The 26,903-nt window shown below is 43.0% G+C and carries 29 protein-coding genes; 25 read left to right on the top strand and 4 right to left on the bottom strand.

Annotated features, from left to right (window positions below; genetic code table 11):
- Positions 1-384 precede the first annotated feature (384 nt).
- The 8 genes from KIH87_RS14540 (at position 385) to KIH87_RS14505 (ending at position 9,701) form a co-directional block, all read left to right on the top strand.
- Positions 385-2,706 carry a TonB-dependent receptor gene (locus tag KIH87_RS14540; RefSeq protein ID WP_408635757.1) on the top strand — a complete coding sequence of 774 codons (2,322 nt, stop codon included), beginning with the start codon at positions 385-387 and terminating at the stop codon, positions 2,704-2,706.
- A gap of 251 nt (positions 2,707-2,957) precedes the next feature.
- Positions 2,958-3,623, top strand: a complete 666-nt coding sequence (locus KIH87_RS14535) for a response regulator transcription factor (RefSeq protein WP_232358578.1) — start codon at positions 2,958-2,960, stop codon at positions 3,621-3,623.
- A 372-nt stretch (positions 3,624-3,995) separates the two neighbouring features.
- Positions 3,996-4,880 (top strand): hypothetical protein, encoded by an 885-nt coding sequence (locus KIH87_RS14530; protein WP_232358577.1) that lies wholly within the window; start codon positions 3,996-3,998, stop codon positions 4,878-4,880.
- Positions 4,881-4,938: 58 nt separating this feature from the next.
- Positions 4,939-5,148: a hypothetical protein gene (locus KIH87_RS14525; protein WP_232358576.1), complete on the top strand. Its 210-nt coding sequence runs from the start codon at positions 4,939-4,941 to the stop codon at positions 5,146-5,148.
- 303 nt (positions 5,149-5,451) lie between these two features.
- Entirely contained in the window at positions 5,452-6,795 is a 1,344-nt protein-coding gene (locus tag KIH87_RS14520; protein WP_232358575.1) for a DUF6765 family protein, read from the top strand.
- A 173-nt stretch (positions 6,796-6,968) separates the two neighbouring features.
- On the top strand, positions 6,969-7,598 hold the full coding sequence (locus tag KIH87_RS14515; protein ID WP_232358574.1) for a glycoside hydrolase family 19 protein: 630 nt from the start codon (positions 6,969-6,971) through the stop codon (positions 7,596-7,598).
- 13 nt (positions 7,599-7,611) lie between these two features.
- Complete coding sequence (locus KIH87_RS14510) at positions 7,612-8,439, top strand: lamin tail domain-containing protein (RefSeq protein WP_232358573.1); 828 nt, start codon at positions 7,612-7,614, stop codon at positions 8,437-8,439.
- A 143-nt stretch (positions 8,440-8,582) separates the two neighbouring features.
- Entirely contained in the window at positions 8,583-9,701 is a 1,119-nt protein-coding gene (locus KIH87_RS14505; RefSeq protein WP_232358572.1) for a hypothetical protein, read from the top strand.
- 62 nt (positions 9,702-9,763) lie between these two features.
- Here the strand turns inward: KIH87_RS14505 and KIH87_RS14500 are convergent, their stop codons facing one another.
- Positions 9,764-10,165, bottom strand: a complete 402-nt coding sequence (locus KIH87_RS14500) for a hypothetical protein (protein WP_232358571.1) — start codon at positions 10,163-10,165, stop codon at positions 9,764-9,766.
- Between the two features lie 189 nt (positions 10,166-10,354).
- On the opposite strand from KIH87_RS14500, the gene KIH87_RS14495 reads away from it, so the two are divergent.
- From KIH87_RS14495 to KIH87_RS14425, 15 genes are all read left to right on the top strand, one after another.
- The gene (locus KIH87_RS14495; RefSeq protein ID WP_232358570.1) at positions 10,355-10,795 is read left to right on the top strand and encodes a hypothetical protein; all 441 of its coding nucleotides are present in this window, start codon (positions 10,355-10,357) and stop codon (positions 10,793-10,795) included.
- Positions 10,796-10,918: 123 nt separating this feature from the next.
- Complete coding sequence (locus KIH87_RS14490; RefSeq protein ID WP_232358569.1) at positions 10,919-11,233, top strand: hypothetical protein; 315 nt, start codon at positions 10,919-10,921, stop codon at positions 11,231-11,233.
- Positions 11,234-12,412: 1,179 nt separating this feature from the next.
- The gene (locus tag KIH87_RS14485) at positions 12,413-13,936 is read left to right on the top strand and encodes a sigma 54-interacting transcriptional regulator (protein ID WP_232358568.1); all 1,524 of its coding nucleotides are present in this window, start codon (positions 12,413-12,415) and stop codon (positions 13,934-13,936) included.
- Positions 13,937-14,297: 361 nt separating this feature from the next.
- Complete coding sequence (locus KIH87_RS14480) at positions 14,298-14,516, top strand: RebB family R body protein (protein WP_232358567.1); 219 nt, start codon at positions 14,298-14,300, stop codon at positions 14,514-14,516.
- A 94-nt stretch (positions 14,517-14,610) separates the two neighbouring features.
- Complete coding sequence (locus tag KIH87_RS14475) at positions 14,611-14,871, top strand: RebB family R body protein (protein WP_232358566.1); 261 nt, start codon at positions 14,611-14,613, stop codon at positions 14,869-14,871.
- Positions 14,872-14,922: 51 nt separating this feature from the next.
- The gene (locus KIH87_RS14470; RefSeq protein WP_232358565.1) at positions 14,923-15,183 is read left to right on the top strand and encodes a RebB family R body protein; all 261 of its coding nucleotides are present in this window, start codon (positions 14,923-14,925) and stop codon (positions 15,181-15,183) included.
- Between the two features lie 66 nt (positions 15,184-15,249).
- Positions 15,250-15,510 carry a RebB family R body protein gene (locus KIH87_RS14465; protein ID WP_232358564.1) on the top strand — a complete coding sequence of 87 codons (261 nt, stop codon included), beginning with the start codon at positions 15,250-15,252 and terminating at the stop codon, positions 15,508-15,510.
- A gap of 46 nt (positions 15,511-15,556) precedes the next feature.
- Positions 15,557-15,817 carry a RebB family R body protein gene (locus tag KIH87_RS14460; protein WP_232358563.1) on the top strand — a complete coding sequence of 87 codons (261 nt, stop codon included), beginning with the start codon at positions 15,557-15,559 and terminating at the stop codon, positions 15,815-15,817.
- A 64-nt stretch (positions 15,818-15,881) separates the two neighbouring features.
- Entirely contained in the window at positions 15,882-16,145 is a 264-nt protein-coding gene (locus KIH87_RS14455) for a RebB family R body protein (RefSeq protein ID WP_232358562.1), read from the top strand.
- A gap of 138 nt (positions 16,146-16,283) precedes the next feature.
- Positions 16,284-16,577 (top strand): hypothetical protein, encoded by a 294-nt coding sequence (locus KIH87_RS14450; RefSeq protein ID WP_232358561.1) that lies wholly within the window; start codon positions 16,284-16,286, stop codon positions 16,575-16,577.
- Between the two features lie 371 nt (positions 16,578-16,948).
- Positions 16,949-17,476 carry a RebB family R body protein gene (locus KIH87_RS14445; protein WP_232358560.1) on the top strand — a complete coding sequence of 176 codons (528 nt, stop codon included), beginning with the start codon at positions 16,949-16,951 and terminating at the stop codon, positions 17,474-17,476.
- Positions 17,454-17,732, top strand: a complete 279-nt coding sequence (locus tag KIH87_RS14440) for a hypothetical protein (RefSeq protein WP_232358559.1) — start codon at positions 17,454-17,456, stop codon at positions 17,730-17,732. Before KIH87_RS14445 ends, KIH87_RS14440 begins: the two co-directional genes overlap by 23 nt.
- Before the next feature lie 121 nt (positions 17,733-17,853).
- Positions 17,854-18,117, top strand: a complete 264-nt coding sequence (locus KIH87_RS14435; RefSeq protein ID WP_232358558.1) for a RebB family R body protein — start codon at positions 17,854-17,856, stop codon at positions 18,115-18,117.
- 40 nt (positions 18,118-18,157) lie between these two features.
- A complete protein-coding gene (locus tag KIH87_RS14430; protein ID WP_232358557.1) occupies positions 18,158-18,343 on the top strand; it encodes a RebB family R body protein in 186 nt (61 codons plus the stop codon).
- Between the two features lie 211 nt (positions 18,344-18,554).
- Entirely contained in the window at positions 18,555-18,827 is a 273-nt protein-coding gene (locus KIH87_RS14425; protein ID WP_232358556.1) for a hypothetical protein, read from the top strand.
- A gap of 603 nt (positions 18,828-19,430) precedes the next feature.
- Here KIH87_RS14425 and KIH87_RS14420 read toward each other — a convergent pair.
- The 3 genes from KIH87_RS14420 to KIH87_RS14410 form a co-directional block, all read right to left on the bottom strand.
- Entirely contained in the window at positions 19,431-20,042 is a 612-nt protein-coding gene (locus KIH87_RS14420; protein ID WP_232358555.1) for a hypothetical protein, read from the bottom strand.
- A gap of 104 nt (positions 20,043-20,146) precedes the next feature.
- Entirely contained in the window at positions 20,147-20,404 is a 258-nt protein-coding gene (locus KIH87_RS14415; RefSeq protein ID WP_232358554.1) for a helix-turn-helix domain-containing protein, read from the bottom strand.
- Positions 20,405-21,005: 601 nt separating this feature from the next.
- Positions 21,006-24,344: a PAS domain-containing hybrid sensor histidine kinase/response regulator gene (locus KIH87_RS14410; protein WP_232358553.1), complete on the bottom strand. Its 3,339-nt coding sequence runs from the start codon at positions 24,342-24,344 to the stop codon at positions 21,006-21,008.
- 409 nt (positions 24,345-24,753) lie between these two features.
- Here KIH87_RS14410 and KIH87_RS14405 point away from each other — a divergent pair, with 409 nt between their 5' ends.
- Both KIH87_RS14405 and KIH87_RS14400 read left to right on the top strand, forming a co-directional pair.
- Positions 24,754-25,992: a DcaP family trimeric outer membrane transporter gene (locus tag KIH87_RS14405; protein WP_232358552.1), complete on the top strand. Its 1,239-nt coding sequence runs from the start codon at positions 24,754-24,756 to the stop codon at positions 25,990-25,992.
- A 52-nt stretch (positions 25,993-26,044) separates the two neighbouring features.
- A complete protein-coding gene (locus KIH87_RS14400; RefSeq protein ID WP_232358551.1) occupies positions 26,045-26,893 on the top strand; it encodes a substrate-binding periplasmic protein in 849 nt (282 codons plus the stop codon).
- Positions 26,894-26,903 lie beyond the last annotated feature (10 nt).

Raw genomic sequence — 26,903 nt, 5'->3', positions numbered from 1 at the left:
CGTTAGAACATGTGCGTGTTATTCAGGAATGGCGCCTAAAACACAGGGGTAGTTGCGGGTGAATAGGGTGATAAATCCATTATTCGAGTCATCCTGATTAATAACATTCAGGCAAGTTAGGTGCTTTGATAAAAACCAGTCGTTCAACCCCACTCGTTCAACTTGGGTGAGCAATTTAAGCAAGGGTTTTTATAAATGGTAATTAATTTATTTGAATGTTTAACGTTTCTTATCCCGAGTTCAGGTTAAGACGGTGCGAATGAACGGAACGCCATAGAAGTTAAAAACAACAAAAAAGTGCGTTACAGCACATTGCGTTGAGTTTTATCACAATAAAACCTGTTTCGAACCGACCGCTATAAGGTAAATAAAGGTATTAGTAGTATGAACACACCCTATCACGTAATTTCTTCACGCCCCAGCCTGTGTGCTTTGGCTGTTTGTATCGCAATGTCAGGCAGTGCGTTTGCTCAGGAACAAGAGCAAAACAACAATTCTGGTCTGGAAAAGATCGAAGTCACTGCACGTAAAATTGCGGAAAACCTTCAGGAAGTCCCTGTTGCAGTAACCTCTATTGGTGAAGTGCAGCTGGCTGAAAAGGGGATTTCAGTCGTTACTGAAGTTCAACAATTTTCTCCTAATACTACCTTACAGCGTAGTCGTGGTACTAACTCAACCATTACTGCATTTATTCGTGGTGTAGGTCAACAAGATCCGCTTTGGGGTTATGAGCCCGGTGTTGGTATTTATGTTGACGACGTATACATTGCTCGTCCTCAAGGCGCTGTGCTTGATCTGTTGGATGTAGAGCGAATCGAAGTATTACGCGGTCCTCAAGGTACACTATACGGTAAAAATACCATTGGTGGTGCCATCAAATATGTGACCAAGCCAATGGTGGGTGATACTACCATGAACGTTAAAGCGACCATTGGTAGCTATAATCAACGTGACCTGAAATTAACTGGTCAAGTGCCACTGATTGATGACAAGCTTTATTTTGGCTTTGGTGTTGCCACGTTGAATCGTGACGGTTTTGGGGAATATTTGATTTCCGATTTGCCTAATCAGGATTTGGAAAACTATAACAAGGATTTAACGGCTGCACGTGCAACGCTTGAATGGAGCCCAACCGATTCTTTGTTCCTGAAACTGAACTGGGACAAAACTGAAGACGATTCCAACGCCAAAGGCGGTTATCGTCTTCTTCCTAGCACTCGGACGAATGCCCCAGTACCAGATAGTGTGTTTGACTCTTATACGAGTATGCCAACCTATAATAAAGTTGAAATGGAAGGTGTTAATCTTACGGCCAGTTGGGAAGTATCTGATGAGTTAACACTCAAATATGTATTCTCTGATCGCGAAGGTTATTCTCCAACCAATATCGACTTCGACAACACTCCTCTGCGTATATTCGATGTTCCAGCAGTCTATGAAGATGAACAAACAACTCATGAATTACAAGCTAACTATTACGGCAGTGGGTTTAAATTAGTTGGTGGCTTGTATTACTACGACGCAGAGTCTTGCGGTACATTTGATGCGATTTTGGAAGTGCTGGGTCTGGATTTAAGGGACGCTGGAATATTTCCTGATTTTACAACCGGTTTTACTCGTGAAGTCTCTGGTTGTAACAATGGTAACAGTGTGGCGGCTTATGCTCAGGGCTCTTTTGATTTGACTGACCAATGGTCTATAACTGTTGGTGCTCGTTTCACAGATGATGAAAAAGAAGCGTTTGTACGTAATGGGACAACACTCTCAAATGTTTACCCTGAATCTGGTTGGATTCCGGGCTATGTCCGTGACGCTGCATTAGCATTCCCAATGGTGTTAGGTGTAGACACGGATGGCGATGGCATTTTAGATGCGCCTAAATCTGAAAGCTGGTCTCGTTTTACGCCTCGCATCGGAGTTGAGTATCAAATGAATGATGATGTGATGTTCTTCGCCAGTTATGGTCAAGGATTCAAATCAGGTACTTTTAACCCTCGAGCCAGCAGCGATGAGAATGCGGCTAACCCAGAGATTGTTGATTCTGTTGAAGTGGGCATGAAGAGTGACTGGAATGACGTATTCCGTGCTAACGTAACCGTATTCGCTTTGGAGCATAAAGATCGTCAATACATTACGGTTGAACCTTCTGAAGATGCGACAGTGCTGAATCAGTTCCTGGGTAACATTGGTAAGTCGGAATCCTGGGGGATTGAAGCGGATTTAACCTACGTAGCTACTGATGACCTCACCTTTACGGCTAACATTGGCTACATTGATGCCGAGTTTAAAGAAGCCATTATCAATGGTGAAAACCGTGCTGATGACTTCACTATTTCTAACACGCCTGAATTAACCGCCAACATTGCTGCGAATTATGCATTCTCAAACAGCATGGGGGATTGGGTATTTAACGCTAACTACTACTATCGTGGCGAATACGGCATTGATGAATTGGACAATTTGATGGTGCAGGATGGTTATGGCTTAGTGAATATGGGGCTTAACTGGTATCACCCTGATGGTGCCTGGACGGCTGCCCTGCACGTTAAAAACCTGACTGATGAAGAATATCTGGTAGGTGGTTATCAATTCGTCGGAGTGGCTAATGATGGCAGTTACATACCGGGCTTGGGCGGTGATAACACGCTAATTGGTTACTACGGTGATCCAAGAACGATTCACCTGACTGTTGGTTATCAGTTCTAACATATCATTGTGTGTTGTTGGTCAGCCATTTCATTATTGAGGTGGCTGACTTTTTTATTTTTGGACTATTTGTTGTTGGGTGACTTTTTGTTGGGGGGCTTTTCATTGGGAGAGGAGGGGTTGCTTAGTGAGAATGGAGCAGCTGGTCAGATATGTTTCTTTGGGGCTCTCTGGCGTTTTTCAGAACTTGACATCCCATTTCAGTCCTATTTAATTAGTCACTCATTTTTGAACGTTCATATCGAGTAAGTATGTCGGCTCAAGCTATCGTCGCAGACGATCATCCATTATTCAGAAGTGCCTTGGTTCAAGCGGTTGCTACCGTATTGCAAAGTGAGATTTTGCAAGCTGCCAATTTTCAGGAAGTGGTTTCCCTTCTGGAACAAAATGACAGTGTTGAGCTGGTATTACTGGATTTGAACATGCCTGGTAATGACGGTCTGACGGGATTGACCTCAATCGTGAATGCCTTTCCTGGCGTGTCTGTTGTGGTTGTTTCTGCGCAGGAAGATCCCATTACTATCAAAAAAGCCATGGACTTTGGTTCTAGTGGATTTATTCCAAAATCATCTCCTATCTCCGTGTTATCAGAAGCAGTTGAGACGGTGCTTGACGGTGAACAGTGGTTGCCGGAAAACATTTCTTTGCAGTTACAACACGTTAATGAGCCCGAATCTGAGCAGTTTGCGGAAAAGTTGAAGTTGCTAACACCGCATCAGTTCAGTGTATTAAAACTACTGGCTGATGGTTTGTTGAATAAACAGATCGCCTATGAGCTGAATGTGCAGGAAACCACGATCAAACAACATGTTTCGGCAATCCTGAAAAAGCTACAGGTCTATAATCGCACTCAGGCTGGCGTTATCTTTAAACAAGCTATGGGTGCTGAAGGTCAAAGTGAATCAAGTTCAGAGTAGTTTTCATATATTTCATCTAACATATTGAGTTAGTTGGGGATATTAATATCTATATTATTATTCTTAATCCGTCTTTTTAATTTGTGTGGTTTAAAAATTAACCGTTATTTCCCCCGAGTATTCCCTCCCTTGCAGCACATAATCTGGTAGCAAGAGCCTCTATTCAGAGCTCTGAAATAAAAAACCTAATATCCCAGTCCGGGAAGTGCAGTTGCAGTCTATTCACCGTTGTTAGAGCTTGATTAATCAGATGAGTTGTCCAGTTGTTCGTTGTATTTATTATTTCTGATCTAGAGTCTTCGCGGCTTAGCTGATCCATTTGCTGGCTTTTCCGGATATGGGTGCAAATAACACATAATTCGGGAGATTGTTATGGCAACTGATAGATCAGGGTTTCGCTATCAAACGCGAGATTTGTCACGTAACGAAAAGATAAAACTCAATATGATTCTGTTGGATTTAAGAAACAAATATCCCACAGAATACAGCTTTGTGATGGTCATACAGGATCATATTTACACACGAATATCCCCTTCAGCATTAGCTGAGTATTACAAGGGGGCGCACATTGTCTTTAATGACAAGGGGAAAATTTACTCAGAATTACGCCAATTTGCAGCCGCGCCGGAAACGACCAGTTTCTACCGCTATGCCAAAGACTCACAAATTCCAAGAAGTGAGCGGCATCAACCCTTTCAATTGTCATCTCATTACACTATCGCTGATGGTTATCCCTGTGGTGATGAAAATGACTATCCACAATATGGAATAGACTTGCCAACAGGCGGACACATTTTATTTGGTCTGGTGCCTGATGAGAATGGTATTCGTGCTAATGGCAATACTTTCGTGCAGACAGAAGGTTATGGGTTTCAGAATTTGAGAGCTGTAGCTATGCATGGTTGGGGCTTTGTGATGAGTGTTACCGGAATGGGAAACACTGGATTACTCGGTTGTAGTCCTCACACTGAGAGCTGCAAAAGGGAAATCAGGGAGCACGAGCGGGATTACATTCCTTATGAACAATTATTGTTTGAAGCCAGGATGCCACCTTTCGATTGGGGAGCTGTTCGTCACCGGGTCGCCAACTTCCGCAATATCGACAGACGACAGGATACTGTGGTGAAGCATTTTCTTGAGTCGGGTTTGGAAGAATCGGAATTTGAACACTACGTCGACCCAGAGCACAAGGTGAATGTTGATGTTGAATACCGTTGCCCGAGAACCGGTGGCAAGCGCATTTATTTGCGCCACTAAAACCAGGCTAAGCCTGGTTAAAGGCATAAGCCCTTTATCATTTGAGGAGACTCATAGCATGAATAGTGAAGTCCAAATCCCTAAAGAAAAAGATCCTAAAGAAGATATCGCGAAAGATGAGATGAATTCGGAAGGGTACGTTAAAAACATTCGTATTGGTAAACGGTTTGATATCGCATCATTAAAAGTGGTTCGTTTTCGTTTGCCAGAAAGTTTTATCTCTCATCGTGAAGAATGGATGGATATCCGAAAACTGGATAATTGGTGAATTCAGGGATTGTTGTTTGTTGAAGTGTTTGTGCAGGTTCTCATTCGGGAACCTGCAGTATGAGTTCTCAGTATCTTTTTTATTCCTGACATTGATTCATGCTGAATCGTCCAATCCACTTTCTCATGCCTGAATTGCCAGTATTTTTCGTTATTTCTGACAAGTTTCTTTTCCCCTGAACAGTAGCATAAACAGCATTGTATGATTTGGTACGAAAGCCGTTAGCGACGAGCGTGGCATTTAGCATGGAGTGAGCGTCCGTACCGATTTTTCAGATTGGCAGGTCTTAGGTGGGGAGAGCTAATGGATACTGATTTTCATTTTTACGGCACAGCGACAGCGGCATTACATGCAGGGTTTAGCGGGCAAGAAGCGACCCTTATTGCGAATGCGGCAGAGTTCGTTGATTTTTTCAATTCGGACTATTGGTCTTATTGGTCGTTAAAAAATGAACAGCAACAAGAGGTTGTGAAGATTAGCTATCCCCACCTTTCCTGTCAGACGATCGACTGGAAAATGATTGGCGACTATGACGAGCATCTTTGGAATGCATTTCATTTTCCTCCGGGTAATCGCGCACATGATGAAAGAGACGTTTTGTCTCAGTATTGGGGCAAAGATCCATTGCCTGTGTGGGTAACGGATTTCAAACAGCATTTTAAAGCCAGAGAAACCAATTTAACGCCAAGTAAAAAACCTCTTCTGTGCCGTCCATTCAGCCCTTTTGCCTTGCATATGATGCTGGATACCATCGTTAAATATCGTCAGATTACTGAGGCCAAGTCGGGTGAAATAGAGCCGATTTTAAAGCGTTATCTGGGCAATGTGCCCTATGCACCAGTGAAAGACCCTAAAAAGCTTGCCTTGGTGCTTTTGGGCGTGCGTATGCATGTTTTGGCTGATACCTGGGCACATCAGGATTTTAGTGGCATTGCCAGTAAGGAAATCAATGGTGCAGGTACGCTGAATTATGTGTATGCCTCAACAGGAGCCCCCGACATTTTAGAGAACACTAGCTGGAAAGGGACGCTTTGGGTACTCGCTGAGGATACCGATTGCGCCGCTGCACCTAATGCTCCGGGTAATGCCGCATGTCGTGGTCACGGTCAAATGGGGCATTTCCCTGATTACTCATGGTTGAAATTCATCTACCCGGCTGCCTGGTTAAAACAAGGTGGATACCTGTTTCGTGATAATCCACAACAATATCGCCAAGCCTGGTATTGGCTGCGTACTTTAATGGTGAGTTGTCTGGGCGGTGAAAATGATCTGCTTGTGAATAAGCACAATCAACCTTGTGCCTTGCCAGATGACATTCTGAATTGCATCGACGCTCCTCATCAACTGGATGACACCAAATTGTTCGCGGTTGCAGAAAGCGAGCAACTATGGCGTAAAACTGAACTGGCAAAGCAGCTTAAAGAGCATCATCGCTGGAACCGTAATGCCGGACAATTTGATGAACTGCATCGTAAAGAGTTGGGGGTGATCGATGGTTTACCCACAACGCGTTATGGCACGGTCAATATTTCCCAAAATAGCACATTGCACCTGATGGAAATGGCTTCGGCAATTCATTATCAGTGGTGTGTTAAGTGGGCTGAGGAGCACCCTGAGTTCCAATGGCGACCGCAGCCAAAAGTGTAAGCCTGCAAGCTTTCGTATTCAAAGATGGTTTTCCTGCAATGACGTGGTTAGATGGATATATGCAAAGGGATTTGTTTTTACACAGCGCTTTTTACATTAATGCTTGTGTCGAACATGCCACCAGATTGCAGAAACGAATAAGTTAAATAATCTGACTCAAAGGATGAAATTGTATGTTTCCAATATCAGCTGATGATCTAAAGGCAATGATCCCCAACGCCAGCGAGGAAAACCTGGCTAAATATTTGCCTGCGTTGAATGACGTTTTACCCCAGTTTTCCATTGATACACCCTTACGTGTTGCTCACTTTATCGCGCAGGTCGCGCATGAAAGCGGCGCGTTACGTCATTCCGTTGAAAACCTGAACTATAGCGCGGCCGCATTACGATCGGTATTCGGTAAGTATTTCACGACGGATGAAATGGCTCAGGAATACCACCGCCAACCCGAGCGTATTGCCAATGTGGTTTACGCTAACCGAATGGGCAATGGTGATAGCGAAAGTGGCGAAGGATGGAAATATCGCGGACGAGGATTGATTCAGCTAACCGGTAAAGACAACTATCACTCCTGCTCTCAGAAAATTGGCCTGGACTTAATCGCCAACCCGGATCTGGTTAGCGATGACCCTAAAGTGTCTGTTTCTGTGGCATGTTGGTATTGGAACAGCCGTAACCTGAATGAAGTGGCTGACAATGATGATGTGCTAACAGTCACGAAAAAGATCAATGGGGGAACCCACGGTTTGGATGATCGCAAAGACTATCTGGATCGCTGTAAACACGTTTTAAACATTGCATAGGAAGAGAACAATTATGAGTCAGTTTGATATGAATGGGTTTATGGGACAGTTACAGACTTTTCCATATGAGAGAGACAGTGAAAAATGCTGGGATCAAATGCAAACTGCAACTCGGCATCTGGCTGAGTCGCAAAGCAATCCGGCAGTGTTGCCTTATCATCAGTGGTTGAATAGCGCATTGCAGATTTTTGCACCTTACTGCGTGCAATTTTCTGGCATCAACTATCAAGCCTCTCAGGTGGGCGCTCAGGAATATGTTGAGATTTACAATAGCGCACCTTGCTCAATTGATATGTCTCTGTGGCGCGTTAACGCGGGAGACGAAGGGCAAGACTTCATTTTCCCGGTAGGGAGTGAAGTTAAATCGGGTCAAATCATTCGCATTTATACCGAATTTGGTCATGAATATAGCTTTGAGTCCAGAAAACCCATTTGGAATAACAAGGGAGATGTTGGTCAGCTATTCAATTCCAAAGGACAGCTTATCTCCAGCATTGCCTACGCAGCACCGGCTTCTCAGAGTGTGGTCATTGAACATATTGAGTTCGATGGTCAGGAAAAGGGTCGTGAAGGTGATGAGTATATCCAGATCCGAAATACCAGCGACATGCACCTGAAACTGTGCAACTGGAAAATTACATCAGGCGGTGGACAGGAATACACGTTTCCTGAGCAAACCTACCTGGCTCCGAAAAGCGCATTTCGAGTTTATACCAATGAGGCGCATCCTGAATTCGGAGGCTTCTCCTTTAACAGCAAAAGAGCCATATGGAACAACAAAGGCGATACCGCTCAGTTGTTGAACGAAGAGGATCATAAGGTATCTGAATTCAGCTACTAAATGACTGTTTGTTGAAGCTTGATTTGTTGAAGTGAATAAGCAGACTCACAGATTTAAGGGACTGAATCAGTGTGAGTCTGCGATAAATTTCTGTGGCTGACTTGCAGTTAATTACACTTATTTAACACTGAGTTGAACATCACATGTCTACACGTCACAACACGTTACGTACCAATAAAGGAATGGGCATTTCTGATATTTCTCCGGAAGTACGTCAAACCGTTGAAGATGGTCAACGGTTGATTTGCTATATCTCCCGGGGAGGAGATATGACGTTAGACGCAGAACTGACTCAGAGTTTTGTCGCTGCCAAATACAAGCTGCTTAACAACGATTGGACAGAAAAAGACGAACACTCGCTTTTCATGGCTTATGACAAACTTGCCAGCATGGTTTACCCGGTAACCATCGATACCATTAATGCGGTTATTCCTAAACAACGAGATAAAAAGCGACCCAAAACCCAGGCAGAATCTGCGGTTACCCTGTACCGAGTGTATGCGTTAGGCGTGCTGTTTACCCTGGTGTTCACCCAGATTTACTGGTTATTTGGCAATGACCTGCACAATAACCTGAAAGATCTTTTCGATTCCCGGGAGAGTACAATCCTGCACTTGACCCAAACGAAAGGCGACGAACAACAGCAGAAGCAGTTGCAGGAACAGTTGAAAGTCGATAACCAGCGTCTGGATGCCAACTATCGTTTGTTGTTGGGGTGGAGCCGGGTATGGTCGTTGGGAACCTCTTTCGAATATGAATTGCCCAAGTATTTTCAACAAGAATATGAACTAAAACGTAAGCGCTTGCTGGAAAATGAAAAGTTGAATCTTGATGCTATCGAAGCCCTTGAATTACAGCGTAGTATGCATGAAGTTCGGATCGTCTTTTTTGAGCATATCCTGTCAGCCGAATTTATTCTGAGTGCTTTTCAGAATTATGTTTTACCCCTCCTTTATGGCTTGTTGGGGTCGTTGATTTTTGTTTTACGAGAACTGGCGCGCGAAATTAAGTCGTTAACTTATGGCTTTGATAGCGAGATCCGCTATCGACTGCGCATTACCCTGGGAGCGCTCGGCGGGTTGGTTATCGGTTGGATCTTAAGGGTTGATGATGAGCTGGCGCTGGTGTCAATGTCACCGATGGCAATGGCATTTCTGATGGGATACAACGTTGAAGTGTTGTTTTCCATTATGGATAAAGTTATCGATAATATTCGCAACAGCATCGACAAACCTAAAGACGCATCACATCAGGTTAAATAAGTGTGAGCCTCCCAGTAATAATTTACGGCGAGTTTTCAATAAATTTCTATGGGTGACTGAGTCTATTTCGGTGTTTTTTCTGAATGAATAGTGCCTGAGTTGGAAGTGGTTGAGTTGGAGTCATCACCTGAAAACGAACCTCTCTCTGACGAAGAACTGCTTTCCGATGAAGCACTACTTTCCGAGGAAGCCCCGCTCTCCGATGAAGAACTCTGGCTTGGAACAACAGGTTTCATTGTGAGTGTCTTACTTAATGCCTTATTAAATTTTTCCAACGAGTCTTGCACCTGCTTCGGTGTGCTTTGACCAATAAGCAGTTTTAATAAATCTTTGTTCACGGTACTGAGTGATTTGACTTGTTTGGGCGTTAAGTCCGGGTTGTCCACTGCTTTACGCAGCATCTTCAATACCGACTTTAATAGTTTGATCTGATCCTGAGAGCTTTTATCTGGGCTACCTTCCATTTTAAGACCTCGTTACATCACGCTTTGAAGCCTTGATCCTATCGTTATATGAAAATCCTGCTCGGTGATTTTTCGCAGGATCTTCAATGGATTTTTCCGTGTTTATCTTTCACGTTTACGTATACATTGTTATCTCACCGCTTAACCTGGCGGGGAACACTACAATAACAGGATCATGGGGAACCGGTGATGAAATATCTGATTAAACAACCACTTCGTTATGCTGTGCTGCTAATGGCCTTGTTGGCATCGGCTTGCTCAATGCAGATTATCTCGGATTTTGACCAAGTCTCTTTCAACAAAATGATGCAGGTGTCGTCAAGAATTGATGGGTTCTATTTAAGGCTAATGTATCTGCCGAAAGAGGAGCGTACCTACACACAATCCGACTCTCAATATATTGATATTGAAGTTGAGTTAAATGCGTTACGCAGAATGCAGCAGTACCGCCCTATGAATGAGTTGACCTTGAAGCAGGTGGATATTGCCATTGACCTGTGGTTGCAGGATAAGAAGGCGCATCAGGAAAAAGACACGGTGTCTGATTTTATTATCAAAAGGCATCGTGAGCAGTTTACACAAGTATTCGACGCCATGATTACTGGCGAATTGTCTAAACCCATTAATTAAACCAGTTAACTAACCTGAACTTTGGATAAGAAATATCGTAATTTTTGAAGTTACATTCGGTGCGTTGGAATGTATTTCTTATCCCGAGTTTAGGTTAACCAGTTCCACTTGGAGGGAATGATTATGAGTATTGATTTTAACCGTGTGTTTGACGACATGGTGAAAAGTGCCGGAAATGCTGTTGATGAAGGCAAGGAACAGTTTTCAGACGAAATGAAGCAAGCGCTACAAAACCATAAAGCGGCGATAGAAGAACTGTCTCAGGCACTCATGAATGGCGATATTGATCAAAGTGAATTTGAACAGGAATTGGAGAGAGAAAAGCAGGTGCTGGAAGCCCAATTGGTGGGGCTGGAGATCCAAACCAAATCACAAATTCAAAAAGCGATTAATGCTGCTATGCAGGTGTTAACCAGTGCGGTGACATCTGCTTTCTAAATAAGTGTGATTAACTGCAAGTTCGCCACAGAAATTTATTGCAGACTTGCCGCCTCTTTATTTAAGAAAGGAATCCATTGAGGCTGCACAGCCGCTTCGCCGATTCATTAAGTGAAAAACAGGGCTGAGAGTCTGCTCAAAACTTTCTGTTGCTGACTGATAGTTTGGAACAATTATTTATTAACATTGACTGTTAGTGGAAATGGGAGAGGTGCAAGTCGTTTTTGCTGTTAGAAACTGTATAAGGTGATGATGTACATAGCTGATAAAAGCGCAGGCCTTTTCCCCAATTCATTGCAAGCGTTTGCCAATCATTTCAATCCTGACACGCCATTCATGGCTCATGGCACCCTTCAATCCCTTCATAATTTGTTGTTTCGGAATTGGCTGGGCAGTGTTTTATATCTCGCCTCAAGGCTTTATTCATCCGTGCCTGGGAGGTACTTATCATTTTCTGTAGGTGACTGATTATTTGGACAGTTATGTAGAGTGCCTGTTTTGAACCACCAGGATTCTTCTATAAGTAATGGAAATTCGATAATAGTGATTTGCCAGCTAATGAATGTTTCTATTTTGGAACAGATCTTCGATGAAATTCGTTATTCATATTGGTCATGAAATTTTTTATTTAAATAAAAGTTTCGATAATTTTTATTTAAGTTATTAATTTCATGAAAAATCAATAAATATTCACATTGTTTACTTTTTGGCGAAAAAAGTTGAATTGCTACTCCTGGATATATTAGTGTCGAAAATGAAATATTTAGGTTTCAAAAATATCCTTGATTAAAATTTATTAATAATCGAACTTACCTTCTTTTATTTATCCATCTTGTCAGATACTCCTCATACATTCTTTGTAAGAATTTGTAATGGTTTTAATTTTTCAAATATGTATTTTCTTTGTTTTGGAAAAATCGTCATTTTCGACGAAAAATATTTTCCAAATATAGTAACGGGCATAAATTAACCCGATTAACGAGGCCCTGTTTCTATTAATTTTAAGCTCCCTATTGAGAAGTGCGAAATATTAAAGGGAGTATGAGGCAGTACTAAACTGATGTGAAATGCTCATTTTTTAATGCATTTCCTGATGGTTGTAAGTATGTTTTTGTAGTGCATTCAAGACTTCCTTTTCGCCTTAATTTTTATCAGGAATGTAAAATGGAGTCTTGTAAAATGAGCCATAATTATGCAGTAAATAAGTTCTCATATAATGAGAATAGAACAGATTCTCTTCAACACCATTTGAATCAAACTATTGTTGATAGTCATTTTAAATCAGCATTAATTCATCTGGATGAAACTTCATTGGAACATGCACTGCCAGCGGAAATAAAATTGGGTTTATATGATGAGCGAAGTGAGAGTTATATTACCTATCCAATTCTATATCAGAAACAGAAATTAGGTGATTTAAAAATTACTAACAGCTCTGGTTTTGAGAGTGAAGGAAATGGAATTGTACCTGCCCTAACTCATAAAATTGCTTTGCTATTAAAGCGATTTCAAGCGACAGAATTAATCCAGCACTATATTGGTAAAGAATTAAGTTTGGCCGGGTATAGCGACGCCTTACTTGAGTTGGAAGCCTTTATCGAAAAAGCCTCAAGCGCTAATTGCCCGGTGATCATTGGTGGTGCTCAAGGCTGTGAGAAACTGGCTGTTGCCAGTGCTATTCATAGCAATAGCCAATTGTCCGGGAAGCCTTTCATTGAAGTGAATTGTGCGTCCGCCAATGTCGTCACTTTCCAACGTCAGCTTATTAGAGGATTGAAACGTGCCCAGGGTGGATGCGTGTTTATTAATGGCATTGATGAACTGTCTCTGGATCAACAAAACGTATTAACTGAATTGCTATCTTCGCGAGTGAAGTTAACCGGGCTAATTGATGTGCAAGCCAATGTTAGCAATGTGCGCTTGCTGGCGTCCACAACACACTCTCTTCCTTTACTGGTCGAGCAGGGGCGTTTCTCCAGAAAGCTGTTTTCGGAGCTTAACTTTTTAAGTGTCTGGATTGCACCTTTGGAAAAGCGTCGAGAAGATATTCCCAGCATTATTGAAAAGCTGGTCAGTGAATACCACCTGGATGATGACCAGAGCATTTCCTCCGAAGCGATTGATACTTTGCAAAAGTACCACTGGCCTGAGAATTATGACGAGTTAGAGCGCGTTATTGTTCGATTACTGAGCTTGTCCGATAGTGGAAATATTGGTCTTGCTGAAATTGAGCAATTTGCGCCCGAGGTATTAACTGAGCCTAAGAACCTGTTCGAACAACCTGGATTTGTTCCCACTGAAAAAGATCTGAAACAGAACACCGACTTACTGATCGATATTCTATTGAACAAGCGTTTTGAAGCGCTTGAAGGGATCCATCCTGGACTCCAGAAGGCATTAAAGTATCTGAGTAATCATTATTGTCAGGAAGTGACTTTAACCATTTTGTCTAACAATGCCTTTATTAGTCCTTCTCATTTATCCTTTCTGTTTAAGAGCTGTTTGGCAGTGAGCTTTAAACCGCTTTTGGCTCGTATGCGTGTTGAGCGAGCGCAAGAAATTATTCGTTCCAAGCCAAACATTCGTATTACCGATGTGTCGTTGGAAGTGGGGTTTGGAGATCTGAGTCACTTCGAGAAAATCTTTAAGCGCTTGATTGGCATGACGCCTCGTAATTTTAAAAATCTGTGTAAGAACGGTTAATTTACCCTAATCCATATTGCAACATTTGTATTGAGCTGAGTTCAGGGATGAGCCAGCAAGTGTCTTCTTTTCCCCCGCTTTTTTTCAAGCACCATTTTCAAACGCTATTGTCAAATACACACCTATCTTTCTGCTTCACCTTACCCCCTTTATTTGAAGTAAAACACTTTAAGTATGTGAGTGCTTGCTTATTTTTTGTTCTTTGAATTTATAGGTTTTCGCTGCCAACTTTAATTTTTTTCAAAAACATTTCATGGTTGTAAAGCTTCCCTAAAAAAGCCTAATCAAGCGTAGCTTAAACCGATTCTTTTCGGGCTTGAGATTTTAGCATAGCACCATCGTTGAATATCAGGGTATGAGCATGAGCGACACCAATGTAGTAGAAGAAACCAATCAATTACTGGACAAGTATTCTCCGCGAATAGCGCGTTCCATGTTGGTTCAGTCTGCCGCTCAGGCATTAGCCAATGCCGCTCACAATGCCACTTTTGTGCAGCAGCAGCAAAACATCATTATCAGCGCGAACACGTCATTTGGCGTGGGTGTTATCCAAGCGATTGGTGCGGCACAAACCAAGTAAGTATTCAGAGAGGCACTGAATGCTTTTTCGGTGTTACTCAGGATAAGTCGGTTACTCATAGAGTAATCATTTTTAGATTAACGAGGACATGAAAATGCCTGTAAACGAGCAAGTTACAGACTCCATTACTCAGGTGAATACCATGAGTCTTGGAAGTGCCCCGGCAGTGGCTCTTGGTAGCTTATTTTTGCCAACCAGCCAGGCGCTAGGATCCTCTGCGCATAATGCAACAGAAATAAACCAGCAAGGAAGCATTGTAATGCAGGCCTCAACCATTCAGGGCATTAACTCACTGATGGCAACTGGTAGCTCGGTTCTCGCGCGTAGTGCTGAAGAAATTATCGAGAAAGGGTAACGCCAAATACGGTGTTTCCATGTGTCTTTTATATAACGGAGAGAATTAGGTATGCCAGTTAATGAATCAATAACAGATTCCATCACCCAGACCAATACCAAAGTGCTTGGTGATACGCCTGCTTCGGCGATGGGCAATCTGTTCATGTCATCCAGTCAAGCATTAGGTACTTCCGCTTATGGCGGAGCTAATGACCAACAGCAAGCACAAATTGTGATGCAGGCTGCAACCGTACAAGCCGTCAATTCCATGATGGCGATAGGCGCTGCTGTGATTGGTCGTGCTTCAGAAGAAATTTTGGAAAAAGGTTAAGTGGTTTCAACCCTTTTTTCGGAATAACCCAGATAACTTTTTAGGAAATTAATAGAGGAATTAATTATGCCAGTAAATGAGCAAATTACAGATTCTGTAACACAAGTTAACACCAAAGTGGTTGGTGAATCTCCAGCAATGGCAATGGGTAACTTGTTGATGTCAACCAGCCAGGCGCTAGCGAATGCTGCTCACAACGCGACTGCGGCACAACAACAAGCTCAAATCACAATGCAAGCTGCGACAGTACAAGGTGTGAATTCCTTGATGGCTATTGGTAGCTCGGTTGTAGGCCGCAGCGCCGAGGGCATTATTGAGAAGGGCTAATCTCTCAATAGAGGTTGTTTCATCAATTTAACATGAGGAAAAGGCGATGCCTGTAAATGATCAAATTACTGATTCTGTTACTCAGGTCAACACCAAAGCAGTGGGTGAGTCTCCAGCAATGGCAATGGGCGGCTTGTATTTGCCTACCAGCCAGGCTTTAGGCACTGCTGCTTTGAATGCATCTTCGGCTCAGCAACAAGGCCAAATTACCATGCAAGCTGCCACTGTTCAGGGAATTAATTCTCTGATGGCAACGGGCACAGCGGTAACGGGTCGTGGCGCTGAAGAAATCCTGGAAAAAGGTTAATTTTTCCAAATAAATTGCGTTTTGCAATTAATTCATTTGTTTAAACTAAAAGAGGAATACTGCTATGCCAGTAAATGAACAAATCACTGATTCCGTAACACAGGTAAACACTAAAGTTGTTGGCGAATCTCCAGCAATGGCTATGGGCAACTTGTTGATGTCTACCAGCCAGGCGTTAGGTAATGCTGCTCACAACGCGACTGCTGCACAACAGCAAGCGCAAATCACAATGCAAGCTGCTACTGTCCAAGGCGTGAACTCACTGATGTCTATCGGTAGCTCTGTTATTGGTCGTGCCGCTGAAGGTGTGATTGAAAAAGATTCTTAATGAATCTGGCCTCTATTGAGCATTTGCTCGATAGAGGCTTCCCTCTGGTTGAGCGGGTGAATCTATGATCTGAATAGTTCATAGGTTTGCATGTGTTTCTACCAGAGTTTGGCGAATTTCATTTTTTGAGGTTTATCTATGTACACGAATAAAGAGCCTTCTGAACCCGCTTATACAGCGGTGAATAATGCAAAGCAGTCTATCGCTCAGTCGACGGCATTGGCTTTGGCAGATGCGACGGACAACTTGCGTAACTTGAACAGTTTGAGTAGCACTGCAATTGGGGTGGCTTTGTCGCAATTCATTGAAACAGGTGACCCAAAATATATTGATGTTATCCATGAAGCGCAGGACGTGGTCACACGTGGAGTGGAAAACTTTGGTAGTGTCGGTGAGAAGATTGCTGTTGTTTTGCATGATGAATCCAGTTAATTCATTGTGTGTTTCCTTACCACTTACCTTAACAATGTAATATCCCCTGCTATATTTCGGTGACTTGCGCCAAGGTGCTTGAGTAAGTCACTTTCGTTTTGAGTTGATGTATGAGGTTGGCTTAGCCTCACAAGAACTCACTAATCTGCTTTCTACATATTCCCAGCAAAGCCTGTGCATCGAAGATGAGATTGTTACCCCTGATTTAAAACTCTCTTTAAGTCTTTTCAGGTAAAGATTGATGTCTGAAATAGTCTCATTGATTCAGCCCTATTTATCATTAAATCGACCGATTTCTTATTGCCGGTTTTTTTTACTCTTTCATCTACGTATCCATGTGATCCACATACTTTGCGCCAGGAGCAAAACCTATGACAGATAGTAATAAAAATGACCAACAAGATAAGGATAAAGGCGGTACGGAGCGATATAGCCCGTTTTCTGTGCAGCCTACCACCTTGGTTGAAACCAGTTTTGCTGGCTCACTTGGCTTGTCGATGCATAATGAAGTGAATAACCAGCAAAGTGCGCGCCTGGCTTCACTTGCGGCAACAACCAATGCCTGTAAGTTGATCCTGTCGGCAAAGCTTTCCGGGGGCAAAGCGCCTGAACCTAAGAAGGTTGCAAAAGCCGGATCAGAATCGAGTCCAGAAGCTGGTTCAGAAGCTGTAAAAGAACCAGAAAAAACGGAAAAATCGTCCTTTACCAAACGCTTAAATCTGGGCAATTTCCTGGGGCGCAAGAAACCTGACGATACTGCACCTGCAGGAAATACTGCCGCAAGCACAACCGCAACCGCAAGCACAACCACAAAAGAGTCTGACACTCAGGAAAACACTGACTCCACTATAAAACCGACTGGTTTGGGAGATTCAAATGAGTCAACAGAGCCAAGATGATTCCGGATGGAGCGACTTATCTAAAATGTCGCAAATGGCTGAGCAGCAGACCAGAAATATGCTGAAGCTGATAGAAGAAAATCGTGCCGCTCTTGAGAAAATATCCTCGCAGGATCGGATTGATGGGGTCAAAGAAAGCGTCGATAGCATGATGCAGTCAGTTAACTCTCAACTGGAGAAAACCATGGGAGAGATCAGTGCTCATCTGGACAGCATCAATGAAGTGATTCAGTCCAATAATGCGGGAGCATCATAGCTCGCATTGTCACAACTGCATTGTCATGAGTAGAACCGATTTACCTGTGCGGTTCGTATGGCTGATATCCAGTTATACGTGATCGCCATTTATATAGTGACTTAATAATTGGGAGAGCAATATGCCAAAAGTCAATGAGATTATTACTGATTCAGTTACCCAGACAAACACTCAGGTTATCGCTGGGGTTCCATCCAACGCCATGAGTGCGTTGTTTGCAGCGACAGGGTTGGCTCTGTCTAATGCGGGTAACAATGCCACTACATCCTTGCAGTACGGGGGAATTACTTCACAGGCTGCGACAGTGCAGGGGGTGAACTCTCTTACCGCTCTCGCCACATCTTCACTGAGCAGGGCGGCAGAGGAAGTGATTGAAAAGGGTTAATCAGCGTTAATATTCATAAGGCCTGAACAGGAGACTCTGAATGTCAGAAGAAAATGAAGCAAGTACCGAAGAGGTGGCTGAGATTATTAGTCAGCTAAGTGAAGCTACGATGGCGGATACTGTCGGATTGGTGATGCAAAACGCCACCACTATTCAGCAAGGAATGCAAACTATCGCAAATGCCGCTGTATCCAGTGCTTGCGCCATTATCCTGGCTCAAGCTTAAGCCTTTTGATTGTCAACATTGCCAGAAGAGTTCTCTTCTGGCTTTTCCGGAGTAAACGTTTGTGTTTCAAATTTATCGAATGATTATTCGCATAAGTAACAATTCAACAACTGTGTTGTTTACACACATTAGTATTGTACTTCGTGCTAATCGATTTTCGATGTTTGAAGCTGCACAAGCTCCCTTCACTGCTGAACTTGCGTAAACGGTAATGGCGGGTAATCAAGCTCTGACAAAAGCGCATCAGGCAGTAGCTCAGTCTACGGCTATTGCGATTCAGGATGCGTCGGACAACCTTCGTAATTTAAGCACTATTACTACCACTACCATTGGTATTGCTTTGGCCAAGTTATTGGCAACGGGTGATACCAAATACGCGACTGTGATTGAAGAAGCCCAAAAAGTGCTGACAAAAGGGGCGGAAAGCTTTGCGGATATTGGTGAGAAAGCCGCGAAAATCGCCAAAGATTATCCTAGTGAGTAGCTTCTCATTTCTCTTCTGATTTGACGGTGCACAATGGGCTTGCTGAAAGCGCACTTATGTCTGGTTTGGAAATTGAGGGGAAGCGATGAAGTCGCTAAAAATAGCCATATCAAAATATTTCCTTATCCCTAGCTGGGTGGCTCTTAGTCACAAGTCGAATGAATGGTCTTTTAATCGTTTGCGTATTATACAAATAGCTATATGTCACCTTATTCTCTTTGACGTGGTATGAAGCTTGAAGAATGGCCTGTTCCTCCTCGGTTAATCCCGAGCATCGCAAGAATATTGAAAGCAATTCATCAGGGATGATGAATTAGGGCTGCCCGGTGCATGGATGCACCGTGAGACCGGCTTTCAAGATTCGAGAAGCACAGGAATGGGTTAACCGTTGGGGCTGATTTCTTTTGGTTACTTTTCTTGTTCAGAGACAAGAAAAGTAACTGGCGCGTCCGAAGGACGTGTCATACAAGAAACCCAAAGAAATAACAGAAGCATAATTATCATGATGAATAGAATCTATCTGACATAAAAAGATGTGACTAAGAGATAGAGCAGGGGGGATATAGGGGAAGGGGCGATTGCCCCTTAAATCATCAGATAGAATTAACGAGCAGTATGTGCAAATAGCATGATGCGAGGTGAACCGTCGCGGCGAACCTGAGAAAAGCGAGCGATGCTGCCGCTGCCCGTCATATCCGTATCCAGCACGTAACCTGTATTTTCACTATTATCCAGACTGGTTAATTTCTGCATATCCTTGTTTTGAAATTGTCCATAGATGGCAAATAAGGTCAGAATGTTGAGAGCCGGATTCGCCTCTTTTAATGCGTTAACCCTTTCTATATCGGCTGTGAATTTTTTCAATTCGCGAGCTTGTAAAAGCTGTTCTGATTGCACACAACGCACTTCAACATAAGATAGCTTATTGTCACGAGTTATTAAAAAGTCACATTTTGAAGCCTGTCGTTTTTCCACAGTGGTGGCTTTTTTATCACCGGTTTTAAAACTTAAAAACGCATTGTCTTCATCGTTATTTTCCGGAGCAATGTAAGGGGCATTAATTTCAATTTCACCAATATTATCCAGGCTGATGATAAGCTCGGTTGATAGCCAGTGTTTCCAGCAATATTTTAATTCTGGTTTGGCGAATATCTTATTGGCTCGATTAAATTGATAGTGCTGTTGAATTAACTGCAAAAAGGTTTGAGTTTGCATGATTGGCTTCCAGGTTATTACAGGAAAATCAGAAGCCTATCAAAGTAATATGTTGATAACTCGGGTATTTCTATTGCCAAAAAAGATAAGAATGCTGGAGTATTTTACTTAATATCCGTCTCGGCATAACTTTCACTTAACTGTTTAATTTCTTCAATTAAAGCATCGACACTTGTCATTCCACACAATTTAGCCATTGCCAGAAATTGCTCAATATCAGGATGATCTTTCTCTTGTTCCCAATCTAAATAGGTTGATTTTTGTACCGCTGCTGCGTTTGCCATTTCTTCTGGTGATTTATTCGCATATTGGCGCAGAGCTACAAGATGTTTCCCTGAGAGAATTAATTCATTCTTGGTCATTTAATTCTTACCACTTTGAGACAAATATATGTTTTAGCAAGTCGATACCATTTCCATTGAATGGGAATTGTCATTCTGCTGTTCGGATTGTATTTTACACAATGAAGTGAAAAAGTTTAGTCCTGATTGAACAATACAGCAAGAATTGCTTAAAAGCTCTATGAGATCGTTTCAAATTCATTTTTTACTTTTGTTGACGAAATATGGTAATTGACTTGAATTTACCGAACATTTCTGTGGCCTATGCCTGATAAAAAGAGTTTTTTATATGTGGTATGAGACGAATATATCGACATATTAACCACATGTTATTGTGGAAAAATATCATATAAATGATTTGAAATTTTTTAAAAAATTAACGGAATATTTACTTGAAAAGGTTCTGGCTAATCAGAGTTTGGGATAAGTAAGTATCAATTGCATATATTTTCTACAGTGTGGGAAGTGAATTAAAAATGCACTAATGTTCAATCTCATCAAGGCTGTTTAATTTAATAGAAAATTGTTTTATATGAAGAATATTACTTATTATGGAAAGAATGTAACTTGTTGATTAATAATACTTTCATTTGAACTGAAACAATTTAGGATTGGCTCAGGATTAAATTCCCAGCAGACGTTTTAACAAGCGCTTAAGACTGGCTGTTTTCAATGGTTTATGTAGAAATTCCAGGCCAGCTTCAATAGCTTGCTCACGAATTTCATCGTCATGATTTGCGCTATTAAGAATAGTGGGAACCGTCTGCCCCAAAAATTCAAATATTGTATTGGCTTCGTTATTGCCCGTTTTACCATCATCAAGATGATAATCGACCATTAATAAGTCGGGGGGAGTGTTATTGTCGCATTGTCTAATTATTTCAATTGCATTATTGGCGGTTAATACTTTCGCTCCCCAGGATTGGAATAAATCGCGTTCAGCATTTAGCACTTGAATATCATTATCAATGATCCAGACCCGTTTTCCTTGCATGTTGAACTTGGGATCCTGTTTTACGAGCGGGGTTTGTGTGTCGCGCTTATAAGGTGGAGACTGTCGTTTGATTTGGGCAAAAAAGACGGTGCCTTTTCCTGGCGTTGAGGCTAATCCAACAGGAATACCAAGCAACTCACTCATTCGTTCTACAATGGTTAAGCCTAAGCCTAGCCCTTGTTTGGTCTCGCTTTGATGTAGTTGTTGGAATTCTTCAAAAATTTCTTTCTGTTTGTGAGTGGGAATGCCTACCCCGGTATCTGCAACGCAAATAAGCAGTTGTTCGCCTCGGCGCTTTATTCCAACCAATACTTTGCCTTTTGGAGTATAGCGAATGGCGTTTGAAAGCAGGTTAGCAATCATGCGTCGAAACAAAGCCTTGTCGGTGTAAATCCAGTGTTGGCAAGGCACATACCGTAATTCCAAGCCTTTCTGTAACGCAACAATCGAGGTTTCGGCTACCAATGGCCCTAATACTTCATTGAGTTGGAAGTAACTGGGCGAGGCTTTGAGTACACCGGATTCTAACTTGCTGAAATCCAGTAATGCTGAAAGTAGCTCTTCGGCATTGTGTAGAGACTGCTTCAAGCCTTCACTCATGTTGGCTAATTCCGAGCCTTTGGTGTTTTCTGTTAGCATCGAAGCATAAAGCGTCGCGGCGTTAAAGGGTTGCATCAGATCGTGTCCTGCTGCTGCCAGAAAACGAGTCTTGCTTTGGTTTGCCAAGGCCAGTGCCTGATTAGCTCGGCTTAATTCTTTGGTACGTTCTTCGACACGTTTTTCCAAATCCTGTTTGGAGCGCTGTAGTTGTTCTTGCGTGTGAATCAAGTCAGTAATATCGGTATAGGTGGTAACAAAGCCGCCACCAGGCATAGGACTGCCTTGGAGCTCAATAGATCTGCCATCGGGCTGATGACGACGATACTTATAACGACTACCCGCTGTGAGAAAATCCAAACGCTTTTGAATTTCTGTATCGGCATCTATTTTCTTGCCTAAGAGTCCACGTTGAGCGTTGAACCTGAGAATGGTTTCCATGCTCAATCCCGCTTTCAGATAATTAGATGGGTAAGAGAACATTTTCTCGTAATAACTGTTCCATGCCACCAGATTAAGCTGTCGATCGATAACACAAATCCCTTGTTCAATATGCTGCATGGAGGCTTGCAATAATTCCTGATTAAATTGAAAGGTTTGGCTGGCTTCCTCCGCCCAGGCGAGCAGATCATCAAGATCTAACGACTTACGATCCGTAATGGCGGTTAGCAACATACGGCTACCGCCCTGACCCAAATGAGCACTCAGGATCTTTTCCAGTTTCCCGAAAGCACGAGGAGAGATATAGCCCGAGTTGGGTTGTTCGCCAAGTAGTTTGTTGATGCGTTTCAGGTCTTTCCGGTTAAGCAAGCGCCCGACGATGCCATTGAGTTGCTCTGACTGAATGGCAATGGGTTCACTGAATTCTTTGGTTTCCACTGGTGAAGAACGGGACAGGCTGGTGAACAATAAGTACAACAGCACGTTAGTTGCCATGCTGATGAGAAAGCCCTGACTTAAGTCGGCGTCACTCGGTGCGGGTGCAAAGGCGTAAGTGTGTTTTATGCTGGGCCATAACAATAGGTAGAACCAACCGATAATGCCTGCCAGAGTGCTGGTCCAAAAAGCCATTCGATTGCTTTTTTGCCAGATCAAATTGATGAGCAGGGCTGGTGTAAATTGAGCCAATAATGCAATCGATAAAATACCGCTATTGGCGAGCGGTTCGGTTTGCCCAACGGTGTGATAATAGATGTAGGACACACCAACAACCAGCACTACCGTGCTACGCCGGATCAGTAACAGAACATTGTTTTTAATACCTTGTGAATGACCGGTTCTAAGCTGTACCTTCAACCACAAGGGAGTGATGAGGTTATTGGCGATCATGATCCCCATGGCTAAGGTTGCAACGATGATCATGCTGGTGGCAGCAGCCAAGCCACCCAGAAAGCCTAACAGTGTGAAGAGTTCGTTATTTTGTTGCTGGGGCAGTGCCAAAATAAACATATCAGGATTAATGTCACTGCCACTAAACGACAAGGTGCCTGCAAGCGCGATAGGAAGGACGAAAAAGTTGATGGCTAACAGATAAAGAGGAAACAGCCAGCGTGCCTGAAGGATTTCTTCATTGCTGTTGTATTCCACAAAGTTGATATGAAATTGCCGAGGCAGGCAGAACATAGAGCAAAAGCCTAAACAAATGTGCCCAAAATAGGCTAACCAGGCGCTTTCCCCCTTTATCACTTTTTGCGCTTCGGCATGTTGGCTTGCCTGAGCGATCAGATCAAACATGCCGTCGAAAATACCATAAACGATATACAAGCCTACGCCGATAAAGGCGAGTAGTTTGACGACAGATTCAAAGGCGATTGCTGCAAGTAAGCCGCTGCGTTTTTCGGTCAGGTTACTACTGCGCGTACCAAATAAAACCGCAAATACCGCCATTAATACCCAGATATACAGGCTGGCGTCGCCACTGCTTTGTGTGGGTTCATCACTAAGAAATACGATGCTGGTGGTGAGCGCGTCCAACTGTAATGAGGTGTAGGGAACAACACCAATCAAGCTGACAATCGTGACCAGTGCAGCAATGCTGTTGGAACGGTTAAAGCGTAGGCTCAACAATTCAGCCAATGAACTGACCTGATGCTGTTTACAAAGCCGGGCAGTGCGAATTAAAAGTGGGTAGCCGAGGGCAAAAAGAAGAATGGCGCCAACATAGGTGGGAGTGAATTCCCAGCCGTAGCGAGCCGATTGAGCGGTGGTGCCAAAGAATGACCATGTCGTACAGTGAATGCCCAGTGCGAAGCTGTATATAAAAGGGCGAGGTTTGTTTTTTGGAAGATATTTGTCTCCTAAATACCCCACCACAAACATCAAACCTAAATAGGCAACGGCGATGCTGATCAGAAACCAAATACTGAACACTGGGTGCCAACTTACTCAATCATTTCAGGATAGGCCACATGATACCTGCAACTTCTCAGGAAAAGTAGAATCAAATCAGCCTGCAACACAATACTTTAGTGGTGTAATGAGCAATCTTGTTCTACATGCTCTACATACCTGTTCCGAACTATCAGTCATCTGTAGAGAATTAGGAGCAAACCCTCAGCCCTGCTTTTCACTTGATGAATCGACGAAGCGGCTGTGGAGCCTACATGGAAGTATCCACGGCGAGTTTGCGATAAATCTCTATGGGTGACTGACAATTAAACACAGATATTTAGTTTTAATGTAATCAAAAAATTCCCCTGATTAGCCAAGTGATCCTCCGAGTCTTTATATGGCGCGCCCTCTACATTTGACACTCTAAGTTAATCATCAGGAGTATTGCGTGAAGCATTATTGGCAACATTGGCTGTTTATTGTTTTGTTTACATTAGGAACGTCAAATCTGGCGTATGGGGAGGTCAAAATCAGCGGCTATCTGAAGGTTGATAGCATTTACGATTTGGATCAGAAAAGTGGTGATCGCATCAACTACACTCAGATCGACACCGATGATCAAGGGTATTCGGATCAACAGATACGGTTTCATGCTCGCGAATCCAGAGTCAGGATCACGTCGACGAACCAAATTTCTGACATGCCAATAAAAACCGTTATCGAATGGGACTTTTTTGGTAGTGGCAGCAATAGTCCGACTAACTCTGAAGTAGTAACTAACTCGGTCACACCGGGCTTGCGTCATGCTTATATTGAGGTGGGAAACTGGCTGGTTGGTCAGGCATGGTCGAATTACGTTGATGTGAAAAGCTTTCCTGAGAATCTGGATTTTTCCAATGATACCGGGCAGGCATTTTTACGTCAGGGGCAAATTCGCTACAGCTACCAGTTGGGTAAATTCTATTTGAGCCATGCACTTGAGAATCCGGAATCGGATATTGTGACCACTGGGCTTGGTGCTGGAACCAGCGTTTCTCAGCTGGATCCGCTTTTTGATTTAACTCATCGCATTATCTATCAGGATGAATGGGGTCATGTCTCATTGCAATTGGTGAGTCGTGCCATTAAAGCTGGCGTGTCACCGGGTGCGGCTTCTGCGTTAACGGAACCTTATCTGGAAACCGAGACTGAATTGGCCCATGGAGTAGGGGTATCAGGCCGTATTCATCTTGGTGACAGGCAACAGCTACGATTCCATTTTAGTCACGGCAAAGGTTTGGGACGCTATATCCAGGAGTCAGCAAGATATACCGGTTATTTAACGGAAACCGAATCTGGCTATGACCTTGAGTTACTTGAAGCGTGGGGTGGATACCTCGGCTATCAATTGCGCTGGAGCGATTCTCTACGCAGTAACTTCAATACTGGCTATGTAAAGGTCAATTGGCCTGACGGTTCTTCTGATTTTCTCAGCGCGTTTAAGCAACCACTGAAATCTTATCATTCGGTGCATACCAATTTGATTTGGAGTTTGTCTCCAGAAACCGAATTGGGATTGGAGTATTCACTAGCTAAACGCACGGATTACTTGATTCGAGACAATGCTCTGACCGCACAAGACACACTGATTGATGAGCAATCGGGATTTGTGCGCCGAATTCAGGCATCAATGAAATATCGCTTTTAGTTCTGATGTCATAAAGCGATTCCAGAAGTAGATATCAGGGAGTTTTATATTCATGATTTCATTTTTAATTCGATTTACCTTTTGTTTGCTGTTATGCCCAGCTTGGGCATGGGCAGTCGATCATGCCAGCATGCAGCAAAACCCTGCATTGAAGCCCATCTATGAGCGAGGCAAACTGCGAGTTGCCATGTATCACAAAGATACGCCGCCATTTTATTATCTTAATGACAAAGGAGAGCTTGATGGCGTAGACGTTGAGCTGATTAAGGGATTTGCCCAGCACCTAGGTTTGGAAGTGGAGTTTGACCGAAGTGCCAAAACCCTCAATGACACGGTGTTTATGGTGGCGAATGGACAGGCAGATATGGCCATTTGTAAATTGAGCATCACTGTGCGCCGAGCGGGAATGGTGTTGTTTACCAAGCCCTATATCAACCTGAAAAAAGCCTTGCTGGTCAACCGGGTTTTGCTTGAGAAGCAACTAAAAGGCCGTTCCAAACAGGAAACCATTCAGGACTTGCGCGGAACCTTGGGCGTTATTGGCAATTCTTCTTATGTTGGCTACGCCAGACAGCGTTTCAAACAGATGGAAATACGCGAATATCCATCCTGGAAAGAGGTGGTCAAAGCGGTGCGTAATCAGGAAGTGGTTGCTGCTTTTCGTGACGAAGCTGAGATCAAAAAAGTCATTTTAGATAACAAAAATGACGCGGTTCATTTGCTCACTGTAGTGTTGCAGGAAGATTTTGATCCCAAAGGCATTGCTCTGCCTCCCGATGGCTATTTTCTGAAATCGATGCTGGATTTTTACATTCAGTCATTAGGATTGGAGCTTTCCGCAAACAAAGTGTTGTTTAACTATCCGGATGTGATTGAAACCATCCACCGTAATCGAAGCTAAGTCAGGGAGG

Source organism: Paraneptunicella aestuarii (genome assembly GCF_019900845.1).
Taxonomy (GTDB): domain Bacteria; phylum Pseudomonadota; class Gammaproteobacteria; order Enterobacterales; family Alteromonadaceae; genus Paraneptunicella; species Paraneptunicella aestuarii.
This window is presented reverse-complemented; position numbering and strand designations above follow the sequence as displayed.

Excerpts from the sequence above, each read along its gene's own strand:
- KIH87_RS14400 (WP_232358551.1), top strand. The coding sequence starts at position 26,045 with ATGATTTCATTTTTAATTCGATTTACCTTTTGTTTGCTGTTATGCCCA.
- KIH87_RS14510 (WP_232358573.1), top strand. The coding sequence starts at position 7,612 with ATGAGTCAGTTTGATATGAATGGGTTTATGGGACAGTTACAGACTTTT.
- KIH87_RS14475 (WP_232358566.1), top strand. The coding sequence starts at position 14,611 with ATGCCTGTAAACGAGCAAGTTACAGACTCCATTACTCAGGTGAATACC.
- KIH87_RS14530 (WP_232358577.1), top strand. The coding sequence starts at position 3,996 with ATGGCAACTGATAGATCAGGGTTTCGCTATCAAACGCGAGATTTGTCA.
- KIH87_RS14490 (WP_232358569.1), top strand. The coding sequence starts at position 10,919 with ATGAGTATTGATTTTAACCGTGTGTTTGACGACATGGTGAAAAGTGCC.
- KIH87_RS14470 (WP_232358565.1), top strand. The coding sequence starts at position 14,923 with ATGCCAGTTAATGAATCAATAACAGATTCCATCACCCAGACCAATACC.
- KIH87_RS14480 (WP_232358567.1), top strand. The coding sequence starts at position 14,298 with ATGAGCGACACCAATGTAGTAGAAGAAACCAATCAATTACTGGACAAG.
- KIH87_RS14415 (WP_232358554.1), bottom strand. The coding sequence starts at position 20,404 with ATGACCAAGAATGAATTAATTCTCTCAGGGAAACATCTTGTAGCTCTG.
- KIH87_RS14440 (WP_232358559.1), top strand. The coding sequence starts at position 17,454 with ATGAGTCAACAGAGCCAAGATGATTCCGGATGGAGCGACTTATCTAAA.
- KIH87_RS14520 (WP_232358575.1), top strand. The coding sequence starts at position 5,452 with ATGGATACTGATTTTCATTTTTACGGCACAGCGACAGCGGCATTACAT.
- KIH87_RS14450 (WP_232358561.1), top strand. The coding sequence starts at position 16,284 with ATGTACACGAATAAAGAGCCTTCTGAACCCGCTTATACAGCGGTGAAT.
- KIH87_RS14525 (WP_232358576.1), top strand. The coding sequence starts at position 4,939 with ATGAATAGTGAAGTCCAAATCCCTAAAGAAAAAGATCCTAAAGAAGAT.
- KIH87_RS14465 (WP_232358564.1), top strand. The coding sequence starts at position 15,250 with ATGCCAGTAAATGAGCAAATTACAGATTCTGTAACACAAGTTAACACC.
- KIH87_RS14505 (WP_232358572.1), top strand. The coding sequence starts at position 8,583 with ATGTCTACACGTCACAACACGTTACGTACCAATAAAGGAATGGGCATT.
- KIH87_RS14455 (WP_232358562.1), top strand. The coding sequence starts at position 15,882 with ATGCCAGTAAATGAACAAATCACTGATTCCGTAACACAGGTAAACACT.
- KIH87_RS14500 (WP_232358571.1), bottom strand. The coding sequence starts at position 10,165 with ATGGAAGGTAGCCCAGATAAAAGCTCTCAGGATCAGATCAAACTATTA.
- KIH87_RS14485 (WP_232358568.1), top strand. The coding sequence starts at position 12,413 with ATGAGCCATAATTATGCAGTAAATAAGTTCTCATATAATGAGAATAGA.
- KIH87_RS14430 (WP_232358557.1), top strand. The coding sequence starts at position 18,158 with ATGTCAGAAGAAAATGAAGCAAGTACCGAAGAGGTGGCTGAGATTATT.
- KIH87_RS14495 (WP_232358570.1), top strand. The coding sequence starts at position 10,355 with ATGAAATATCTGATTAAACAACCACTTCGTTATGCTGTGCTGCTAATG.
- KIH87_RS14420 (WP_232358555.1), bottom strand. The coding sequence starts at position 20,042 with ATGCAAACTCAAACCTTTTTGCAGTTAATTCAACAGCACTATCAATTT.
- KIH87_RS14535 (WP_232358578.1), top strand. The coding sequence starts at position 2,958 with ATGTCGGCTCAAGCTATCGTCGCAGACGATCATCCATTATTCAGAAGT.
- KIH87_RS14445 (WP_232358560.1), top strand. The coding sequence starts at position 16,949 with ATGACAGATAGTAATAAAAATGACCAACAAGATAAGGATAAAGGCGGT.
- KIH87_RS14540 (WP_408635757.1), top strand. The coding sequence starts at position 385 with ATGAACACACCCTATCACGTAATTTCTTCACGCCCCAGCCTGTGTGCT.
- KIH87_RS14425 (WP_232358556.1), top strand. The coding sequence starts at position 18,555 with ATGGCGGGTAATCAAGCTCTGACAAAAGCGCATCAGGCAGTAGCTCAG.
- KIH87_RS14460 (WP_232358563.1), top strand. The coding sequence starts at position 15,557 with ATGCCTGTAAATGATCAAATTACTGATTCTGTTACTCAGGTCAACACC.
- KIH87_RS14515 (WP_232358574.1), top strand. The coding sequence starts at position 6,969 with ATGTTTCCAATATCAGCTGATGATCTAAAGGCAATGATCCCCAACGCC.
- KIH87_RS14435 (WP_232358558.1), top strand. The coding sequence starts at position 17,854 with ATGCCAAAAGTCAATGAGATTATTACTGATTCAGTTACCCAGACAAAC.